Source organism: Butyrivibrio sp. AE2015 (assembly GCF_000420825.1).
Classification (GTDB): Bacteria; Bacillota; Clostridia; order Lachnospirales; family Lachnospiraceae; genus Butyrivibrio.
This window is the reverse complement of record NZ_ATVR01000033.1, coordinates 1-17,740: the sequence shown is the minus strand read 5'-3', so window position 1 is coordinate 17,740 and position 17,740 is coordinate 1. Positions and strand designations below refer to the sequence as shown.

Sequence of the window (17,740 nt, the reverse complement as noted above, 5' to 3'; positions counted from 1 at the left end):
ATCCTCTCTAATAAAAACAATACTTCAATTTAAAATTATAGCACAAATACTGCACATTAGTATAATTAATTCTGAATTTTACTTGTAAATCCATGCTGTGGAATGTATAATTTAATTTGTGCCTTGTGCAGGCTGGAATAGCGCAGTTGGTAGCGCAACTGATTCGTAATCAGTAGGTCGTGGGTTCAAGTCCCATTTCCAGCTTTATTTTTTTGCAAAAAAAGCTGTGAAATCAAACATTGCCCGGTTTCACAGCTTTTATTTTTTTATTTATTTCTTTTTAGAATTTTTAGTTGTAGTTTTTTTAGATGTTTTTGCTACTGTCTTTTTCTTTGAAGAAAGACTCTTTATGGCATCAGCAGATACAATAGTAGAAATTCTCTCTTCTTCTATCTTTTCATATTTCTCTTCTATTGCCTTTTCCTGTTCCAAGAGTTCTCTCTCATATTTTTCTTTAAGTTCTTTTAAGATTCTCTCTTCCTCTTTGCTCTGCATTTCCTTAAGAGCAGCGAGTTTTTCCTGCCTCTCAGCCTCTTTCTTAAGTTCCTCTTCTTCCTTTATGGCACGGATCTTTTTCTCCTGTTCAGTATAAGGAACATAGCTAAAGATGCAAAGAGATACTGCACCAATCTTAATAGACAATGAATAATCGCGGCCATCTACCTCTTTTCTTCTTGCTTCCTTTTTACCTTCATTTAAAACACCTGTTCCACCATAAGAAAGATCGTCACTATTGAAGATCTCTGTATATCTTCCGTCAGCAGGAACACCAATTTCAACAGTTCTTTCGACGCCGGCCATATTAGCAACTACAAGAAGCATTTCTTTTGAATCATTGCTTTTTCTTACAAATGAAAGCATACATTCATCAGTAGCCATGTTATTGATCCATTCAAAGCCACCATCAGAGCTGTCAAGCTGATGAAGAGCATCATGATCATAATAGAGCTTATTGAGCTTTGAGAGCATATTCTCAACAAATACAGACTGATCTACCGTAAGGGCATCAGGCTCCATATACAGATGTTTTCTACCTGGATGAACCATCATATAGCTGATTGCAAGGCGCAGATTAGCCATCTTTTGGACTGAATCGCCAGGCATCAGATAGTAAAGTCCCTCAAGGCCCTTTTCAAGCTCTTCATGTGTGAATCCAAGAACAAATCTTTCAGTATAACTGTAAATAATGCTGAAAGTAAGCTCATCATGGTGACCAGCCCTAAAGAGCGGATCATTTTGCATATAAGAAAGGAAATCCCTTGTCCAGCCGTTGTTCCACTTATAATCAAATCCAAGGCCACCATCATCTACAGAATCAGTAACCTGTGGCCAACAAGCTGTCTCTTTTGTAAGGAGAACGACCCCCGGATTGTTTTTATGAATGACAGTTGTGAGCTGTTTAAGGAATTCCAATGCTTCCAGGTTCTCATTGCCGCCATATATGTTAGCAATCCATTCACCAGGCTTTCTGTCATAATCAAGATAAAGAATTCTTGAAATGTCAGAAGTTCTAAGGCCATCAATGTGGTAATTCTCAATCCAGTATAAAGCATTGGAAATAAGGAAGTTAGTAACTTCCTTTCTGCCATAATCAAATATCAGATCCCCTGACTTTGGATGAACACCGATCCTTGGGTCCTCATACTCATAGAGGCACTTTCCATCAAAACTACTAAGACCGCAAGATGACTTAGGGAAAAATGTAGGAACCCAGTCGAGGATAACTCTTATACCTGCAGCATGGCATGCATCGATAAATTTCATGAACTCTTCAGGAGTACCATTTGAATCATCAAGAGCAAAGAAATCCAGAATATGATAAAAATGTCCCGGAACGTGTTTCATTACAGGCATGAGCTCAATAGTATTAAAGCCATGATTCTGTACATACTCGAGAATATCAGAAGTGATTTCTTCGATTGTACTCCTGCCTTCATGTCTTCCGGCAAAAGCATCGATAGAAATCTCGCAGATTGAAAGTGGTGCTTCATCAAGATCAAATTTTCTTCTCTGTGCAAGCCACTTGGAATCGTTCCAGACAATAGATTTTCTCTCACTGATAACAGAGATCATGCCATTCTCACCGCGGCTAAGCATTGCATATGGATCAGGTCTCTTGAAGATAAGACCGCTCCTGGTCTTGATTTCAAACTGATATCCATCATTTTCCTTAGCACCTGGAACAAAGATTTCAAATACGCCAATTGGGTCAAGCCTATGCATCTGGCATACTCTTCCATCCCAATTATTAAAATCACCAATAACGCTTACTCTTGCAGCAGAAGGCGCCCAAACAGCAAAAAGAGTTCCCTGAACAGTTCCCCTCTTCATAGGATGTGCGCCAAGTTTTTCATAGATATGGTAGTGTATACCACTGCCAAATTTTATAAAATCCTCTCTGTCCATATACGGTCCAAAAGCATATGGATCATCTACAGTTGTCTCTACCCCATTAACATCTGTGATCACGAGTTTATATCTAAACTTCTCGATGTATGGAACCAAAACAGCATAAAAACCCGCCTCATCTGCAAGTTCCATAGGATAAATCTTTTTGGTATTCTCAACCAAAACACTTATCTCTTTTGCATCAGGATAAAAAGCCTGAATAAGATAATTTGAGCCAACTTTATGAGCTCCCAGAATTCTGTGTGGATTGTCGCCATCAGAATAGATAATTTCCTCAATCTCAGGCCAATTCATCATCTTGTAAAGCTTATTATTCATGTCTCCCTCCCCATTGGGTAATTTATAATAAGAAAATATGATCAAAAAACGTGAATTTCACTATACAATTGTACCACAGATATCATGAATAAATAACCCACTTAAGAGCTTAGGTTCAAACCATGTTGACTTAGGCGGCATGAGCAACCCTTCATCTGCAACCGCAAAGAGTTCCGATATGGATGTCGGATACATAGAAAAGCCCACTTTACAGTCCTTGTCGCATCTTTTCTCTATCTCTGAGAGTCCTCTAATACCACCGATAAAATCAATTCTTTTATCAGTTTTTGGATCACCTATACCAATGACAGGTGAAAGAACATTATCCTGAAGTATAGATACATCAAGTCCTGCAACAGCATCGTCTGATTTAATGCTTTCTTTTGCATTTAGTCTGTACCAGGCGCCATCAAGATACATGCCAAACTCTCCCTTGCAAGAAGGTTTTACAGGAGCATCTTCCTTTTTAACATCAAATTTCTCAGAAATCCTTTCCATGAACTCAGCTTCAGAAAGGCCATTTAAGTCCTTTACCACACGGTTGTAGTCCATTATTTCAAGCTCATCATCAGGGAAAAGAACTGACAAAAAGTAATCAGATTTAAGTTTTCCTCTTACCTTTCCTTCTCCTTCTTTTCTCTTCATAAGTCCAACTTTGACAGCTGAAGCACATCTATGATGGCCGTCAGCTATATATATTGAATTTATGGTAGTAAAGATCCTACTTATGGTATTAACTTCATCTTCATCAGAAATGACCCAAACTCTGTTCTTAACACCATCTTTTGATTCAAAGTCATAAACAGGTGCATCGCATTCCTTTATTTTCATAACAAGTTCAGATAAAAGCCTGTTTTTTCTATAGCAAAGGAAAATAGGACCAGTCTGGGCATCACAGGTATAGACATGTCTGATTCTGTCTTCCTCCTTGTCAGCTCTGGTATTCTCATGCTTTTTGATCACACTGTTTAAATAATCATCAATAGATGCGCAGGCAACAATTCCCGTTTGGGTTCTGCCTTTGAAAGTCTGCTCATAAATGTAAAAGCATTTGTCTTCATCCTTGATAAAAGTCCCATCAGAAATTTGGTCTCTTAGCATATCCCTGGCTTTTTCATATACTTCAGGAGCATACATATCCTGATCCTTAGGAAACTGAGTTTCAGGTCTGTCTATTGCAAGAAAAGACTTGGGATTCTTCATCACTTCTTCATAAGCTTCTTCCCTGTTATAAACATCATAAGGCAGTGCAGCCTTTTCTTTTACAATGTCTGTATTTGGTCTTATTGCACTAAATGGTCTTATATCAGCCATCTTTATTCCTCCGCATATTAAAATCGAGTAGGATTTTACTCCTACCCGATATTATAATACATTTTCTTATTAAACGTCTTTTCTTACAACCCTTACTCTGATAACTCCATCGATTTTTTCAAGTTTACTTACAAGAGCATCCTCAATTCCATCCTCAAGGTCAATCAAAGTATAAGCATAATCACCGCGAGATTTATTTGTCATATCTGAAATGTTATATCCGGCCTCACCAATTTCTTTTGTAAACTGGCTGATCATGTTTGCAACATTTTTGTGATAAATAGCAATTCGAGGATTATTGCAAATTCCCATATCACAGTTAGGGAAGTTAACCGAATTGTTGATATTTCCATTTTCAAGGAAATCCTTCATTTCAAGAACAGCCTTAACTGCACAATTATCCTCAGACTCCTCTGTTGAAGCTCCAAGATGAGGAATTACTATGCAGCCGTCATGTCCTGCTGTTGTAGGATTTGGGAAATCCGTAACATATTTTCTGATCTTGCCTGAATTAATGCCGGCCAGGATCGCAACTTCATCACAAAGAATGTCTCTTGCAAGATTAAGGATTATAACGCCTTTCTTCATCTTAGCAATTGCTTCCTGTCCGATCATGCCCTTTGTAGAATCCAAAGCAGGTACATGAACTGTGATAATATCGCACTTTGAATAGATATCATCTACATTGGTCACGTGCTTAACGTCTGATGAAAGTCTCCATGCAGCATCAATTGAAAGATATGGATCATAGCCGTAAACTTCCATGCCAAGCTGTCTTGCTGCATTGGCAACTCTTACGCCAATGGCACCAAGTCCGATGATACCAAGCTTTTTGCCAAAAATTTCAGTTCCCGCGAACTTCTTTTTTGATTTCTCTGTGAGTTTTGCAATATCAGGATCTCCGGCATTTGCCTTAACCCACTCAGTTCCTCCAATTATATCTCTTGAAGCAATGAGCATAGCTGCAAGTACCATCTCCTTAACGCCATTAGCGTTAGCACCGGGAGTATTAAATACAACGATTCCTTCCTCAGCACATCTGTCTAAAGGAATATTGTTTACACCTGCACCTGCTCTTGCAATAGCAAGAAGATTATCAGAAAACTCCATTTCCAGCATGTTGGCACTTCTTACAAGAATGCCTTCTGCGTCATCAACATTGTCAACAGCTTCGTATTTATCAGTAAAATTATTAAGTCCGATCTTAGCAATAGGATTCAAACACTTGTATTTGTACATGATCACGCTCTCTCCTTTTCAAACTTATCCATGAATTCAACAAGCTTCTTAACACCTTCAATAGGCATTGCATTGTAGATACTTGCCCTCATACCGCCAACAGTTCTATGTCCCTTAAGGCTTACAAATCCTGCCTTTGTAGCTTCTGCAATAAACTCTGCATTAAGTTCATCGCTTTCAGTAATGAAAGGAACATTCATAAGAGAACGGTCTTCCTTGCGAACTGTACCTTTGAACATTTTGCTCTGATCAAGGTAATCATACAAAACAGCAGCCTTCTCTTCATTTCTCTTTTTCATCTCTTCAAGACCGCCCTGGGCTTTGAGCCATTTAAATACCAGGCCGCACATGTAAATGCTCCAGCAGTTTGGAGTGTTATATAAAGAGCCGTTGTCTGCCTGAGTCTTCCACTTAAGCATTGTAGGAGTATAAACAGGAACATCATCTGTAATAAGGTCTTCTCTAATGATGCTTATTACAAGGCCTGCAGGTCCAACATTCTTCTGAACACCACCATAGATAACTCCATATTTTGTAACATCCACAGGTTCTGATAAGAAACATGAAGAAACATCTGAAACAAGGATATGTCCTTTTGTATTAGGCAAAGTCTTAAACTTTGTTCCATAGATAGTGTTGTTCTCGCAGATGTAAACATAATCTGCATCTTCAGGAATTGGAAGATCTGAACAATCAGGTATATAGGAGAATGTCTTGTCGGCACTGGAAGCTACTTCAATGGCTTCACCATATTTCTGTGCTTCCTGATATGCTTTTTTAGCCCACTGACCGGTAATGATATATGCAGCCTTACCATTTTTCATAAGATTAAGTGGAACTGCTGCAAACTGCTGACTTGCACCGCCCTGTAAAAAGAGAACCTTATAATTATCAGGAATATTCATAAGATCCCTGATATCCTGCTCTGCAGTCTGGATGACATTGTCGAAAGTCTTGGATCTATGACTCATCTCATTAATAGACATACCGCATCCGTTGTAATCCAGCATCTCTGCAGCTGCCTGTTTTAATACTTCTTCTGGCAAAACAGCCGGGCCAGCACTAAAATTGTAAACTCTTGACATTTCTCTCCTCCTATAATCCATGTAGATGATTTTTGTAATATTGATAATATTCTTCAGCGAGTTGAATCACTAAATTAAACCTTTAAATACATTGTAGTCATGATAAAAAAAATGTCAATAATGCAATTCCATAATTAATGTTATTTTATTTTTTTTGACTGAAGAAATTAAAAAAATATGAAATGGTAAAAACCATTTCATATTCTAATTCCAAGTTTACATATTTCAGTTTATATCAGTAATACAAGACAACCGGAGTTCCAACTTCCACGACTTCCCACAACTGCGAAACAGTATCCAAAGGACAGTTTATGCAACCATGTGAGCCATCTCTTTTATATATATCTTCTCCGAATTTTGATCTCCAGGTGGCATCATGAATGCCTACTCCTTTATGAACTCCAAGCCAATAGTTTACATAAGACACATAATCAACTCCAACTAAATTTGTGTGATATCGTTTATTATAGACAGGAAATATTCCGGTCGGAGTTCCTCTTCCCCTGTTAACATTTCCTGTAACAATCGGCATATTCATGGAAAGCTTTCCTTCAACATAGTAAAAGAGCTCCTGTTTACCCATATTTACTTCTATATAGGTATCCCCAAGACTTTCCTTTGCATTAAATACAACTGCTGAGTCAGAAAGCTGCAGTGTTCTGACTTCCTCATTCATTGTAGTTCCCAAAAGATAGGCTTCCTTTAAATACTCAAATTCAGAGTCTATGTCATATACAAGCCCATTGCCCTTACTATTATTGTTTATTATGATCTCCGCATTCTCATCCCCACTTCTATACCTTCCGAGGTCCCATTCAGTGCTATGAGACGCCGAAAGTTCATAAAGAAAATCATACATCTTGCTTTCACTAAGGATCAAATTTCCATTTGAATCCATCAAAAATCCCTCAACAATAATAATGTCATCTTCAGGAAATTTCTCTTCTTCCGTGCCTGCTATAAACAGGCCACTTCCCGGAAGCTTTTTAGATATTTTTTCTTCTTTTGCACTCTCAAGGTCATCTGCCGTAAGTATAAAGGAAGATGCTGTTTTTTTATCAAGTTTAACTTCTTCATCTGCTATTTTATAGGTAATCATGCAGGACTGAAGAGCATTTACCTTATCATATAGATCAACTATCTTTTGTTGTTCCTCATTTAACTGGATTTCCGTATAACACCCGTCAACTGTATAGAGTCTGACCTCAGTTTTCAGCGCTTCTATGCTATCAATTACAGTCTGTGAAATTGCTTCCTGAACAGGAGCTTTGCTTAGATTATCTTTTAAAATATAGCCGCTATCCTTGTTTTTTTCAATGCTTATATTAAGTTCATCATCATCAAGAAATATTTCCCACTTGGATATTATGTCTCTTACTGCATCTTTATCAACATATACATCCGGAGACAGATTCACAATGAGGCTTTCAAAGAAATAATATCCCCATGCAAAAGGATTTTTGTCAGACAGATACGAACTAAGCATATTTGTAAAATCAATATGAACATCCGCATCCTTAGCAGATATAAAGAGCTCTGCTCCGCTAATATCAGTAATATAAATACCATCATACTGATATTTTTTGCAGAGCTCTTCATTTACTTCATTAACACTTTTTCCAGTACAGTAAACTCCATTGATCCAGGTAAAGCAGGGAAAACCATTCATGTAATAAAAGCCCAGTCCAATATAAACAGCTATAAAAGCTGCAATTGAAACAGCAAGTGCAATTAGTAATCCCTTTAAAGCTCTACTCATGATCTCCCCCAAAATCACTTTTCATTTCTAATTATTTTCTCGAAGCAAGATCCCCTGCATCAAATGCTTCGCTGATAGATGCTCCTGCCGGAACCATAGGGAACACCTTATCATCTTCCTCTATTATACAATCAATTACAACAGGTTTGCCTGCATTTATAGCTTTTTTCAAAGTAGGAACCACTTCAGACTTCTTGGTAATTCTGAAAGCAGCACATCCAAGAGCTTCAGCTACCTTGCAGTAATCAACCTTGTCCTCAAAGATTGTCTGAGAATAATGCTTTTCATAAAACAGTGTCTGCCACTGTCTTACCATTCCAAGAACATTGTTGTTGATCACTATCTCAATGATAGGAAGGTTGTACTTAGATGCTGTTGCCAGCTCGTTCATATTCATTCTAAAGCAGCCATCTCCTGCAATGTTGATGCAAAGCTTATCAGGATTTCCTGCTTTTGCACCAATACATGCTCCAAGACCATAGCCCATTGTTCCAAGGCCGCCTGAAGTCAAAAATGTTCTTGGATGTCTGAACTTATAATATTGCGCAGCCCACATCTGATGCTGTCCAACATCTGTAGATATGATGGCTTCACCCTTTGTAAGCTTATCCAGCTCTTCAATGATATAGGGGCATGTAAGCTTATCTGTCTCATAGTTTAAAGGATATTTCTTTTTATAATCCTTTATCTTATTAAGCCATTCAGAATGATCCATAACTGGTACTTCTTTATTTATTTCTGAGAGAACCTCTTTAAGATCACCTACAATAGCAAAATTGGTTCTGATATTTTTATTTATTTCCGCAGCATCTATGTCAATCTGAAGAATCTTGGCTTTGGAAGCGAAAGTCTTGGCATTACCTGTAACTCTGTCAGAAAATCTAGCTCCCAGTGTGATCAAAAGATCACACTCACTAACTCCAAAGTTTGAAGTTTTGGTACCATGCATACCGATCATACCAGTGTAAAGCTCATCAGTGCCATCAAAAGCACCCTTACCCATAAGAGTGTCACATACAGGGGCATCAATCGTATGAGCAAACTTCGCAAGTTCCTCAGAAGCACCTGATATTACAGCGCCACCGCCCACATAGATATATGGTCTCTTTGATGCCTTTATCATCTTTATGGCTGTTAATATATCGTCATGGTCGTAAGTTACTTTTCTTTTTTCTTCTGTAATTGCAGCAGCCTTGTAGTCACAGCTCTTTTGTGTAACATCCTTGGTAATATCAACAAGAACAGGGCCCGGTCTTCCGCTTTTTGCAATCTTAAAAGCCTTCCTTAAGGTTGATGCAAGCTCTTTTACATCCTTAACAATATAGCCATGTTTTGTAATAGGCATGGTTATGCCTGCTATATCAACCTCCTGGAAAGAATCCTTACCCAAAAGAGGCAGATTTACATTACAAGTAATTGCAACCATAGGAACCGAATCCATATAAGCAGTTGCAATGCCGGTTACAAGATTTGTAGAACCGGGACCACTTGTAGCCATACAAACTCCAACCTTTCCGGTAGACCTTGCATAACCATCAGCCGCATGAGCAGCACCCTGCTCATGCGATGTTCTGATATGTAAAAAATCATCCTGCTGTTTGTATAGTTCATCATAAATATTTAAAATTGTTCCGCCGGGATAACCAAAAACCGTATCAACGCCTTGTTCCTTAAGACACTCTAAAACAATCTGTGCTCCAGTTAACTGCATGATAAAAAAACTCCTTACTTTCAGTAGTCTTATTCAATAATATTAGAACGATCAAGCTCTTGGAATTTCCAAAATAGCCCCACGGTTACCACTAGTTACAAGCTCACGATAACGAGCAAGATATCCTGTAGTTACCTTAGGCTCTCTAGGCTTCCAGTTCTTTCTTCTCTCAGCAAGAACTTCATCAGAAACCTTTACATTAAGAGAGTTATTAGGAATATCAATGCTGATGATATCTCCTTCTTCAATAAGCGCGATAGGTCCGCCAACTGCAGCTTCAGGAGATACATGTCCTATGGAAGCACCTCTGCTTGCGCCAGAGAAACGTCCGTCCGTAATAAGAGCTACAGATGATCCAAGCCCCATACCGGCAATAGCTGATGTAGGATTGAGCATTTCTCTCATTCCAGGGCCGCCCTTAGGTCCTTCATATCTGATAACCACAACATCTCCTGCAACAATCTTGCCGCCAAGGATTGCTGCGATTGCATCTTCCTCACAATCAAATACTCTTGCAGGTCCCTCATGAGTCATCATTTCAGGTACAACAGCAGATTTTTTAACAATACCGGTATCAGGAGCAATATTTCCCTTAAGAACTGCAATTCCGCCTGACTGCATATAAGGATTCTCTATTGGTCTGATAACCTCAGGATTAAGGTTCTTTACACCTGCAAGATTCTCTCCAATAGTCTTTCCTGTAACAGTAAGTGCGTCTGTATTAAGAAGGTTCTTTTTAACAAGTTCTGACATTACAGCCAGAACACCACCTGCTTCATTGAGGTCTTCCATGTATGTTGGGCCAGCAGGAGCCAGGTGACAAAGATTAGGAGTTCTGCTTGAAACTTCATTTGCAATCTCCATATTAAGCTCAACTCCGGCTTCATGAGCAATTGCAGGTAAATGAAGCATTGTGTTTGTAGAACAGCCAAGTGCCATATCCAGAGTAAGCGCATTCATGAACGCATCCTTTGTCATGATGTCTCTTGGTCTGATATCTTTCTTAACAAGGTCCATAACAGCATAGCCTGCATGTTTAGCAAGTCTGATCCTTGCAGAATATACAGCAGGAATTGTTCCATTTCCAGGAAGGCCCATTCCGATTGTCTCTGTAAGGCAGTTCATGGAATTGGCTGTATACATACCTGAACATGAACCACATGTAGGACAAGCCTTCTCTTCATACTCGCAGAGCTTTTCCTCTGTCATCTTACCTGCAGAAACGCTACCAACAGCCTCAAACATAGATGAGAGAGATGTCTTATGGCCATCTACTCTTCCAGCCATCATAGGACCGCCAGAAACAAATACAGTAGGAATATTAACTCTTGCAGCAGCCATTAAAAGTCCCGGTACATTCTTATCACAGTTTGGAATACATACCATACCGTCAAAAGCATGGGCTTTTGCAAGACACTCTGTACTATCTGCAATAAGATCTCTTGTTACAAGAGAATACTTCATGCCAATGTGACCCATAGCAATTCCGTCGCATACCGCAATTGCAGGAACTACAACAGGCATACCGCCTGCTTCAGCTACAGCAAGCTTAACTGCTTCTGTAATCTTATCGAGGTTCATATGGCCCGGAACGATTTCGTTATAAGAACTAACAATACCAATTAGGGGTTTTCTTCTCTCTTCTTCGGTAAAACCAAGTGCGTTAAAAAGGCTTCTGTGTGGTGCCTGCTGAAGTCCTTTCATAACTCTGTCGCTGTTCATTGTCATGATATTCTCCTCCTATATAAACAAAAATTATAATAAACTTAATTATTTCACATACAAAATAAAATCTTCACTTTCATATATAACTCTCATGGACTTTAAATAATCCCAATTTATCGTTTCATGAGTCTGATAGAATTTCCAAAAATCCTCACCGCTATAACCGCTTTGAAGCATATCCTTATCCACAATAACCATGTCCGCGTCGTCAACATCTGTCTTGGTACAGTCAATGTCCCAGCCAAATTTCATAAGGTACTGCTGATCACAGTCCAAAACAGCCGGATTGTTTTTCTTGGTCACATCCGCAATATAAAGTGTATTGAACAATTCGTTTTCTCTATGTCCAAGCTGGCAGTTAAAGTCAGAGCTTGTAACTCTAAGTATGAACAAAACTGCAATACAAATTGTAGGAATGTAAACCCCAAGTCCAAAATACCACTTTCCTTCGTGGGAAATGCTCTCATTTTCTTTAGACGTACCGTTTTCACCGCTTGTGCCTGATATTTTTCTATTGTATACCCTGATATGGACATTTATCAGTCTTTCAAAAACAGAGCACACACATAAGACAACAATAAAACTGCTATATCCAAAAACTCTAAGATAAGGTAATTTCTTTTGAAGAATAAGCATTACACCTATAAACAAAAGATTTACGATTGCAACAAGATTTATTACCGTCCTGCTATATTCGAAATGCTTTATACATTCATAGATCATACAGCCCATTCCAGCCAAGATGAATATAATCAGAACAATTACCATGCCAGGAAGCATGTAGTTTAGCATGCTGTAATTCCAGCCCAGATATCTCTGCCAGAAAACGTCAGGTTCAAGACTCTGAATATATGGCTGAGATAGCATATAATCTACTCCTGTTAAAAGAGCTTTCATTGGAGAACGCAAAAGAACTGCTCCATGTGTCCATCCAAAAAACTCAGATCCTGAAGTCTTAACAAGAAGATTCGAGCCAATAGCAAGCCATATTACCGAGTATAAAAAAGTAGTTCCCGCAGCAGCAAACAGTCCCGAAAACACGAGATTTATCAGCTTTTTTCTATATATATTATCTGATGGTTTGTCATATACACTCTTACTTCTTACGGCGTTTATCAGAAGATACAAAGCTCCGGAAAGTCCTACAGGAACAACCCAGTATACGCTACTTGGCACTGTATAAAGTCCAAGTACGATGACTCCAAACAGCGAAAAGTACAAATACATTCTCTTTTCACCGAGACTGCAGATCTGACAGATACAGTATATAGACAAAAGGAAACAAAGTGTTGCCAGCGTATACCCTCTTCCCTGAACACTGTACTCATTGATAACCTGCATGGAAGCATATAACAGAGCTGCCGCAAAAGGAAGTCCATGAGAAAAGAATCTTTTACATATCCTGTAAACAAGAATCAGATTACTTATGGCACAAACAAATGAAACTCCTCTTAGTCCAAAATAAGAATTACCAAAATAATCAATAAATCCGGAAAGTACCGAATATCCAACATGATTATTGGGAAGTGGCCAGTGAATTGCTGCATATATAGGGCCTTTACTTATAAAAGTATAGTATGTATACAGTTCATCATACTGCGGAGTAATGGCAAACATTCTCCACAGATAATAAGCACCCATACCTATCACTAGAAGTGCCATTGCAATTGTTTCCGGCTCGTGTGGCAAAATGTCATATATTTTCTTCTCAGTTTTTTCAACCGCTAATTCGTTCAGCAATCAAATCCCCCATTTTTTTGCATCCAACTATTTCAAAGCCTTCCTCATCATTAAGGCACAGATCCTTTGTTCTGTAACCTTCCTTAAGGACTTTTTTAACAGCTTCTTCAATAGCGTCAGCTTCTTTATCAAGATTAAATGAATATCTTAGCATCATTGCAGCAGATAGAATTGTAGCAATAGGGTTTGCCAGATCTTTTCCTGCAATATCAGGAGCACTGCCATGGCTAGGCTCATATAGTCCAAAACTGGAATCATTAAGGGACGCACTCGGAAGCATTCCAATAGATCCGGTGATCATACTTGCTTCATCAGATAAGATATCTCCAAACATGTTCTCAGTAAGAACTACATCAAATGATGACGGACTCTTAACAAGCTGCATAGCGCAGTTATCAACAAGCATATGAGAAAGCGATACATCCGGATAATCCTTTTTAACTTCCTCAACAACTTTTCTCCAAAGCCTTGAAGAATCCAAAACATTAGCCTTATCGACACTTATCACAGAGCATCTTCTCTTCCTTGCAACTTCAAAAGCTTTAATCGCAATACGACGGATCTCGCTTTCTCTGTAGACAAGTGTATCTGTTGCAACAAGCTCGCCATCTACTTCTTTTGTACATCTGTCGCCGAAGTACAGGCCACCTGTCAGTTCTCTCATAATAAGCATATCAAAGCCTTTTTCAGCCTCTTCTTTTTTAAGAGGGCAGGCTTCTTTTAATTCAGGATACAAATATGCAGGACGAAGATTCGCAAAAAGATTTAAAGCTTTGCGAAGTCCCAAAAGACCAGCCTCAGGCCTCTTTGATGGTTCGAGCTTGTACCATGGAGATGTACTTGTATCTCCACCGATAGATCCCATCAAAACAGCATCTGCAGACTTTGCTGCAGCTATTGTCTCATCTGTCAAAGGCACACCATAGGCATCAATAGAACAACCACCCATTAAAACATCTTTATATGATATTTCATGCCCATACTTTTCACACACTTTATCAAGAACTTTTTTGGCTTCTTTTACTATCTCAGGTCCAATACCGTCACCTGGAATACATGTAATATTAAGCTTCATCCCCATGCTCCTTTGTGTTTTATTTACTTATAGAATAAGCCTGACCAGGGCGCACCTTGGCCAGGCTTAAATCCATCAATTATTTTTTCTTTGAATCCTTACTATCTGTAGCAGCAGTTGCAACTGCATCTTCAGGCTTTTCAACTTCAACAATTGCTTCCTTAACCATAGGAATACGACAGTTCTTATTGTTACCAAATTCTACGATTACCATATCATCATTGATATCAATAACTGTTCCGATAAAGCCGCCTGTTGTTCTAACGCTATCGCCTACTGCAAGTGATGCAAGTACCTGAGCTTTCTGTTTCTGCTCTTTTCTGTTAGGACGCATGAACAAGAAATAGATTGCAACCATAAATGCAGCATAAACAAGCATTGTTGTTATAAATGCTGTGCTTGAGCCAGCAGATTCAGTAGTTAAAAATAATCCCATACCTTCCTCCAAAACTTGTAATATATACCAATCAATAATACTAAAAAGAAAAATCAAATTCAAGTGAATATATACATCCATTAAGAAAAATCAATACCGTCTTGATTTTTCTTAACCTTTGCGCCAGTTTCTTGCGATATTATAACCATCAGCAATGGTCTCGCTGTCAAACTCAAGCATTCCCTCAAGTTTTTTCTTTTTGTATGCTTTATACTCTCCCTTTTCAATGGCCTCTCTTATTTCTGTCATCATGTGATTATAGAAATAAAGGTTATGAAGCACGCAGAGCCTCATTCCAAGCATCTCACCGGCTTTAAGAAGGTGTCTTATGTAAGCCTTGGTGTATCTGCGGCAGGCAGGACATCCGCATCCCTCTTCAATAGGAGTGTCATCCATCTCATACTTTGCATTCAGAATATTGATATGTCCTCTGTTTGTATAAAGATGACCATGGCGGCCATTTCTACTTGGATATACGCAATCGAAAAAGTCCACGCCTCTGTCTACAGACTCAAGGATATTGGCCGGAGTGCCTACTCCCATCAGATAAGTTGGCTTATTTTCCGGAAGGAATGGCACAACAGTGTCAAGTACATGATACATTTCTTCATGAGACTCACCAACTGCAAGACCACCAACCGCATATCCGTCAAGATCAAGCTCACTTATGCGCTTTGCATGTTCGATCCTTATATCATCAAATATAGCACCCTGGTTAATTCCAAAAAGCATTTGATGAGGGTTTACAGTGTATTCAAGACCGTTAAGCCTGTCCATTTCCTTCTTACACCTAAGAAGCCATCTTGTTGTTCTATCAACAGACATCTGGACATATTCATGTTCTGCCTTGGCAGAAGGGCACTCATCAAATGCCATAGCTATAGTAGAACCAAGATGTGACTGTATTCTCATGCTCTCTTCAGGCCCCATAAAGAGCTTGTGGCCATCAATGTGAGAATGGAAATACACACCCTCTTCCTTGATCTTACGTGTTTTGGCAAGAGAAAAGACCTGGAATCCGCCTGAATCAGTTAAAATAGGCTTATTGCATGACATAAACTTATGCAGTCCACCCATTCTGTAAACAAGCTCGTCACCCGGTCTCAAATGCAAATGGTAAGTATTTGAAAGGACAACCTGTGTATCTATCCCTTCAAGATCCTCTGTGGAAACGCCGCCCTTAATAGCTGCAACAGTTGCAACATTCATAAATACAGGAGTCTGAACAGTTCCATGAACCGTAGTAAATTCAGCCCTTTTGGCGTTTCCATCTTTTTTTAAAATCTTATACATAAAAATCCTCGATCAATTAACATAAGTATTCCAAAACTCTTCAAGGCAAATGCCATTCTCATACATGACTGTAGCAGCATCAACTCCTACATATCTGAAATGCCATGGTTCAAATTCTATGCTTGTTATATCCTCTTTTCCCAAAGGATATCGAAGGATGAAGCCATATTTATAGCTGTTATCAGCAAGCCATTTTCCGGCTTTGGTATCCGCAAAGCCTTCATCAAGACTTGAATATCCATCGCAGATAATATCAATAGCAAGCCCGATCTGATGCTCTGAAGATCCAGGAACAGTTACAGCCTGTGAAGCCAGATTGTAAGCTTCCATATAAGACATACCGCCATTCATATATCTGTCTACCTTATTGGTAAAAAGCATAGTCTGTCGATCCATATCCCTGTACGGTGAGCAGATAATAAGATTAGCACCATCTCTGCTTGCTGCTCTCATCATTTCAAGAAGTGGTGAGATTATCCTCTCATCACATCTCATCGAACCATTTATGGTTCCAAGAGAAACCGCGTAGTCTTCAGGTATAGGATGCTGCTTATTTATGAGAACTATCTGCCAGTCATCACTGGAAAAAGAATGCTCCGGTACAGTATCTGAAAGCGGAACCTCTTCAGTTACATTTTCAGAAAATTCTACTTCTGCACTTTCTTCTTCATCTGAAGCACTGCTTGTTGCAGCCAAGATCTCTGATAAAGTGGCTTTATTATCAGATATCATATGCTCTGCTTCTGTGGCATCAGGATTAACACTTTCCATAGCCTCTTCAAGAAGAGTTTCATCAACTGTAGTTACTGAAAGCTCCGCTTGAGACTCATAGTCTATAACTTCAGACAATTCTCCTGCAGAGTCACCCGAATAACCATCAATATTCATATCAGAATCAAAACTGATATCAAAAGACATTCCTGGATGCGAAAAACTACTACTTGATACAAAGAAAAGCAAGATACATGCAAGACTTATAAATCTCTTGGCATTACTATAGAAGTAAAACAAAAAGTTGTAGCTCGTGATCGATATAACTGCATAGGCAAGCCCTAAAAAGGAAAGAGCCTTATGTTTTCTATTAAATTTTTTAACTCTGAAAATTATCTTTTCCTTATGAGATAACTTTCTCTGCAAGTTACTGGCATTCATATCGGAAATCCCCTCTTATTTCAGATATCAAGCGCTGACTGTACTTATGATGATATGTTAGACGCAAAAGGCCGTTTTCTTTGGCATCTAAAAGTTATTATATAACTTATTTACATAAAATTCACTATTTTTGCATATTTTTTCTAAAAGCTAACCAAATAATAATTGTAAAAATGCCTCCGGCCATCAGATGATGACCGGAGGTATAAGCCTCTATCAACTATTTTTTATTTAATAGTTAGCGCCAAATTTACTGTACGCTCATCAACACCAGACTCTATAATGTCTGCACTGCTCTCACCATTTCTTAATCGTTTTATTACTTCGACAAGATCGGTCTGTCCTTTTTCTATTCCTTTCTCTACTAATACTTCACTTAAATTACACATCTCGCCCAGCCTCCTTTCAGTCTCTATGCTCATCACAAGACCAAATTCTTCTGACAACCTTTTCTTCTTTTCTATCTCATTTTCTTTACCAAGTA

General features: G+C 38.7%; 12 protein-coding genes, 1 tRNA gene and 1 pseudogene. 1 reads left to right on the top strand and 13 read right to left on the bottom strand.

Annotated elements, in window-relative coordinates:
- The first annotated feature begins 131 nt into the window (after nt 1-131).
- A tRNA-Thr gene (locus G585_RS0113295) sits at nt 132-204 on the top strand.
- A gap of 66 nt (nt 205-270) precedes the next feature.
- Here G585_RS0113295 and glgB read toward each other — a convergent pair.
- The 13 genes and pseudogenes from glgB to G585_RS19740 all read right to left on the bottom strand — a co-directional run.
- Entirely contained in the window at nt 271-2,727 is a 2,457-nt protein-coding gene (glgB, locus tag G585_RS0113290) for a 1,4-alpha-glucan branching protein GlgB (protein WP_022775631.1), read from the bottom strand.
- Between the two features lie 60 nt (nt 2,728-2,787).
- The gene (locus G585_RS0113285; protein ID WP_022775629.1) at nt 2,788-4,041 is read right to left on the bottom strand and encodes a DUF1015 domain-containing protein; all 1,254 of its coding nucleotides are present in this window, start codon (nt 4,039-4,041) and stop codon (nt 2,788-2,790) included.
- A 69-nt stretch (nt 4,042-4,110) separates the two neighbouring features.
- The gene (locus G585_RS0113280) at nt 4,111-5,280 is read right to left on the bottom strand and encodes a phosphoglycerate dehydrogenase (protein WP_022775628.1); all 1,170 of its coding nucleotides are present in this window, start codon (nt 5,278-5,280) and stop codon (nt 4,111-4,113) included.
- 2 nt (nt 5,281-5,282) lie between these two features.
- The gene (gene serC, locus G585_RS0113275) at nt 5,283-6,365 is read right to left on the bottom strand and encodes a 3-phosphoserine/phosphohydroxythreonine transaminase (protein ID WP_022775626.1); all 1,083 of its coding nucleotides are present in this window, start codon (nt 6,363-6,365) and stop codon (nt 5,283-5,285) included.
- A gap of 235 nt (nt 6,366-6,600) precedes the next feature.
- On the bottom strand, nt 6,601-8,124 hold the full coding sequence (locus G585_RS0113270; RefSeq protein ID WP_022775625.1) for a L,D-transpeptidase: 1,524 nt from the start codon (nt 8,122-8,124) through the stop codon (nt 6,601-6,603).
- 31 nt (nt 8,125-8,155) lie between these two features.
- Nucleotides 8,156-9,835, bottom strand: a complete 1,680-nt coding sequence (gene ilvB, locus G585_RS0113265) for a biosynthetic-type acetolactate synthase large subunit (RefSeq protein ID WP_022775623.1) — start codon at nt 9,833-9,835, stop codon at nt 8,156-8,158.
- 51 nt (nt 9,836-9,886) lie between these two features.
- Nucleotides 9,887-11,557 carry a dihydroxy-acid dehydratase gene (gene ilvD / locus G585_RS0113260; protein ID WP_026663995.1) on the bottom strand — a complete coding sequence of 557 codons (1,671 nt, stop codon included), beginning with the start codon at nt 11,555-11,557 and terminating at the stop codon, nt 9,887-9,889.
- A 48-nt stretch (nt 11,558-11,605) separates the two neighbouring features.
- The gene (locus tag G585_RS0113255) at nt 11,606-13,300 is read right to left on the bottom strand and encodes a glycosyltransferase family 39 protein (protein WP_022775621.1); all 1,695 of its coding nucleotides are present in this window, start codon (nt 13,298-13,300) and stop codon (nt 11,606-11,608) included.
- On the bottom strand, nt 13,278-14,375 hold the full coding sequence (gene leuB, locus G585_RS0113250; RefSeq protein WP_022775619.1) for a 3-isopropylmalate dehydrogenase: 1,098 nt from the start codon (nt 14,373-14,375) through the stop codon (nt 13,278-13,280). Before leuB ends, G585_RS0113255 begins: the two co-directional genes overlap by 23 nt.
- Before the next feature lie 79 nt (nt 14,376-14,454).
- On the bottom strand, nt 14,455-14,811 hold the full coding sequence (gene yajC, locus G585_RS0113245) for a preprotein translocase subunit YajC (protein WP_022775618.1): 357 nt from the start codon (nt 14,809-14,811) through the stop codon (nt 14,455-14,457).
- 111 nt (nt 14,812-14,922) lie between these two features.
- Nucleotides 14,923-16,104, bottom strand: coding sequence for a tRNA guanosine(34) transglycosylase Tgt (gene tgt, locus G585_RS0113240; RefSeq protein WP_022775616.1), 1,182 nt, complete (start codon nt 16,102-16,104; stop codon nt 14,923-14,925).
- Between the two features lie 12 nt (nt 16,105-16,116).
- Nucleotides 16,117-16,599, bottom strand: coding sequence for a M15 family metallopeptidase (locus G585_RS20165; RefSeq protein ID WP_442852424.1), 483 nt, complete (start codon nt 16,597-16,599; stop codon nt 16,117-16,119).
- An 884-nt stretch (nt 16,600-17,483) separates the two neighbouring features.
- Nucleotides 17,484-17,740: pseudogene (locus G585_RS19740) on the bottom strand (hypothetical protein); the annotation flags it as partial.

What these genes read in the sequence shown, in the direction of transcription:
- glgB (WP_022775631.1), bottom strand. Translation starts at nt 2,727, where the DNA reads ATGAATAATAAGCTTTACAAGATGATGAATTGGCCTGAGATTGAGGAA.
- G585_RS0113285 (WP_022775629.1), bottom strand. Translation starts at nt 4,041, where the DNA reads ATGGCTGATATAAGACCATTTAGTGCAATAAGACCAAATACAGACATT.
- G585_RS0113280 (WP_022775628.1), bottom strand. Translation starts at nt 5,280, where the DNA reads ATGTACAAATACAAGTGTTTGAATCCTATTGCTAAGATCGGACTTAAT.
- serC (WP_022775626.1), bottom strand. Translation starts at nt 6,365, where the DNA reads ATGTCAAGAGTTTACAATTTTAGTGCTGGCCCGGCTGTTTTGCCAGAA.
- G585_RS0113270 (WP_022775625.1), bottom strand. Translation starts at nt 8,124, where the DNA reads ATGAGTAGAGCTTTAAAGGGATTACTAATTGCACTTGCTGTTTCAATT.
- ilvB (WP_022775623.1), bottom strand. Translation starts at nt 9,835, where the DNA reads ATGCAGTTAACTGGAGCACAGATTGTTTTAGAGTGTCTTAAGGAACAA.
- ilvD (WP_026663995.1), bottom strand. Translation starts at nt 11,557, where the DNA reads ATGAACAGCGACAGAGTTATGAAAGGACTTCAGCAGGCACCACACAGA.
- leuB (WP_022775619.1), bottom strand. Translation starts at nt 14,375, where the DNA reads ATGAAGCTTAATATTACATGTATTCCAGGTGACGGTATTGGACCTGAG.
- yajC (WP_022775618.1), bottom strand. Translation starts at nt 14,811, where the DNA reads ATGGGATTATTTTTAACTACTGAATCTGCTGGCTCAAGCACAGCATTT.
- tgt (WP_022775616.1), bottom strand. Translation starts at nt 16,104, where the DNA reads ATGTATAAGATTTTAAAAAAAGATGGAAACGCCAAAAGGGCTGAATTT.
- G585_RS20165 (WP_442852424.1), bottom strand. Translation starts at nt 16,599, where the DNA reads ATGAGATGTGATGAGAGGATAATCTCACCACTTCTTGAAATGATGAGA.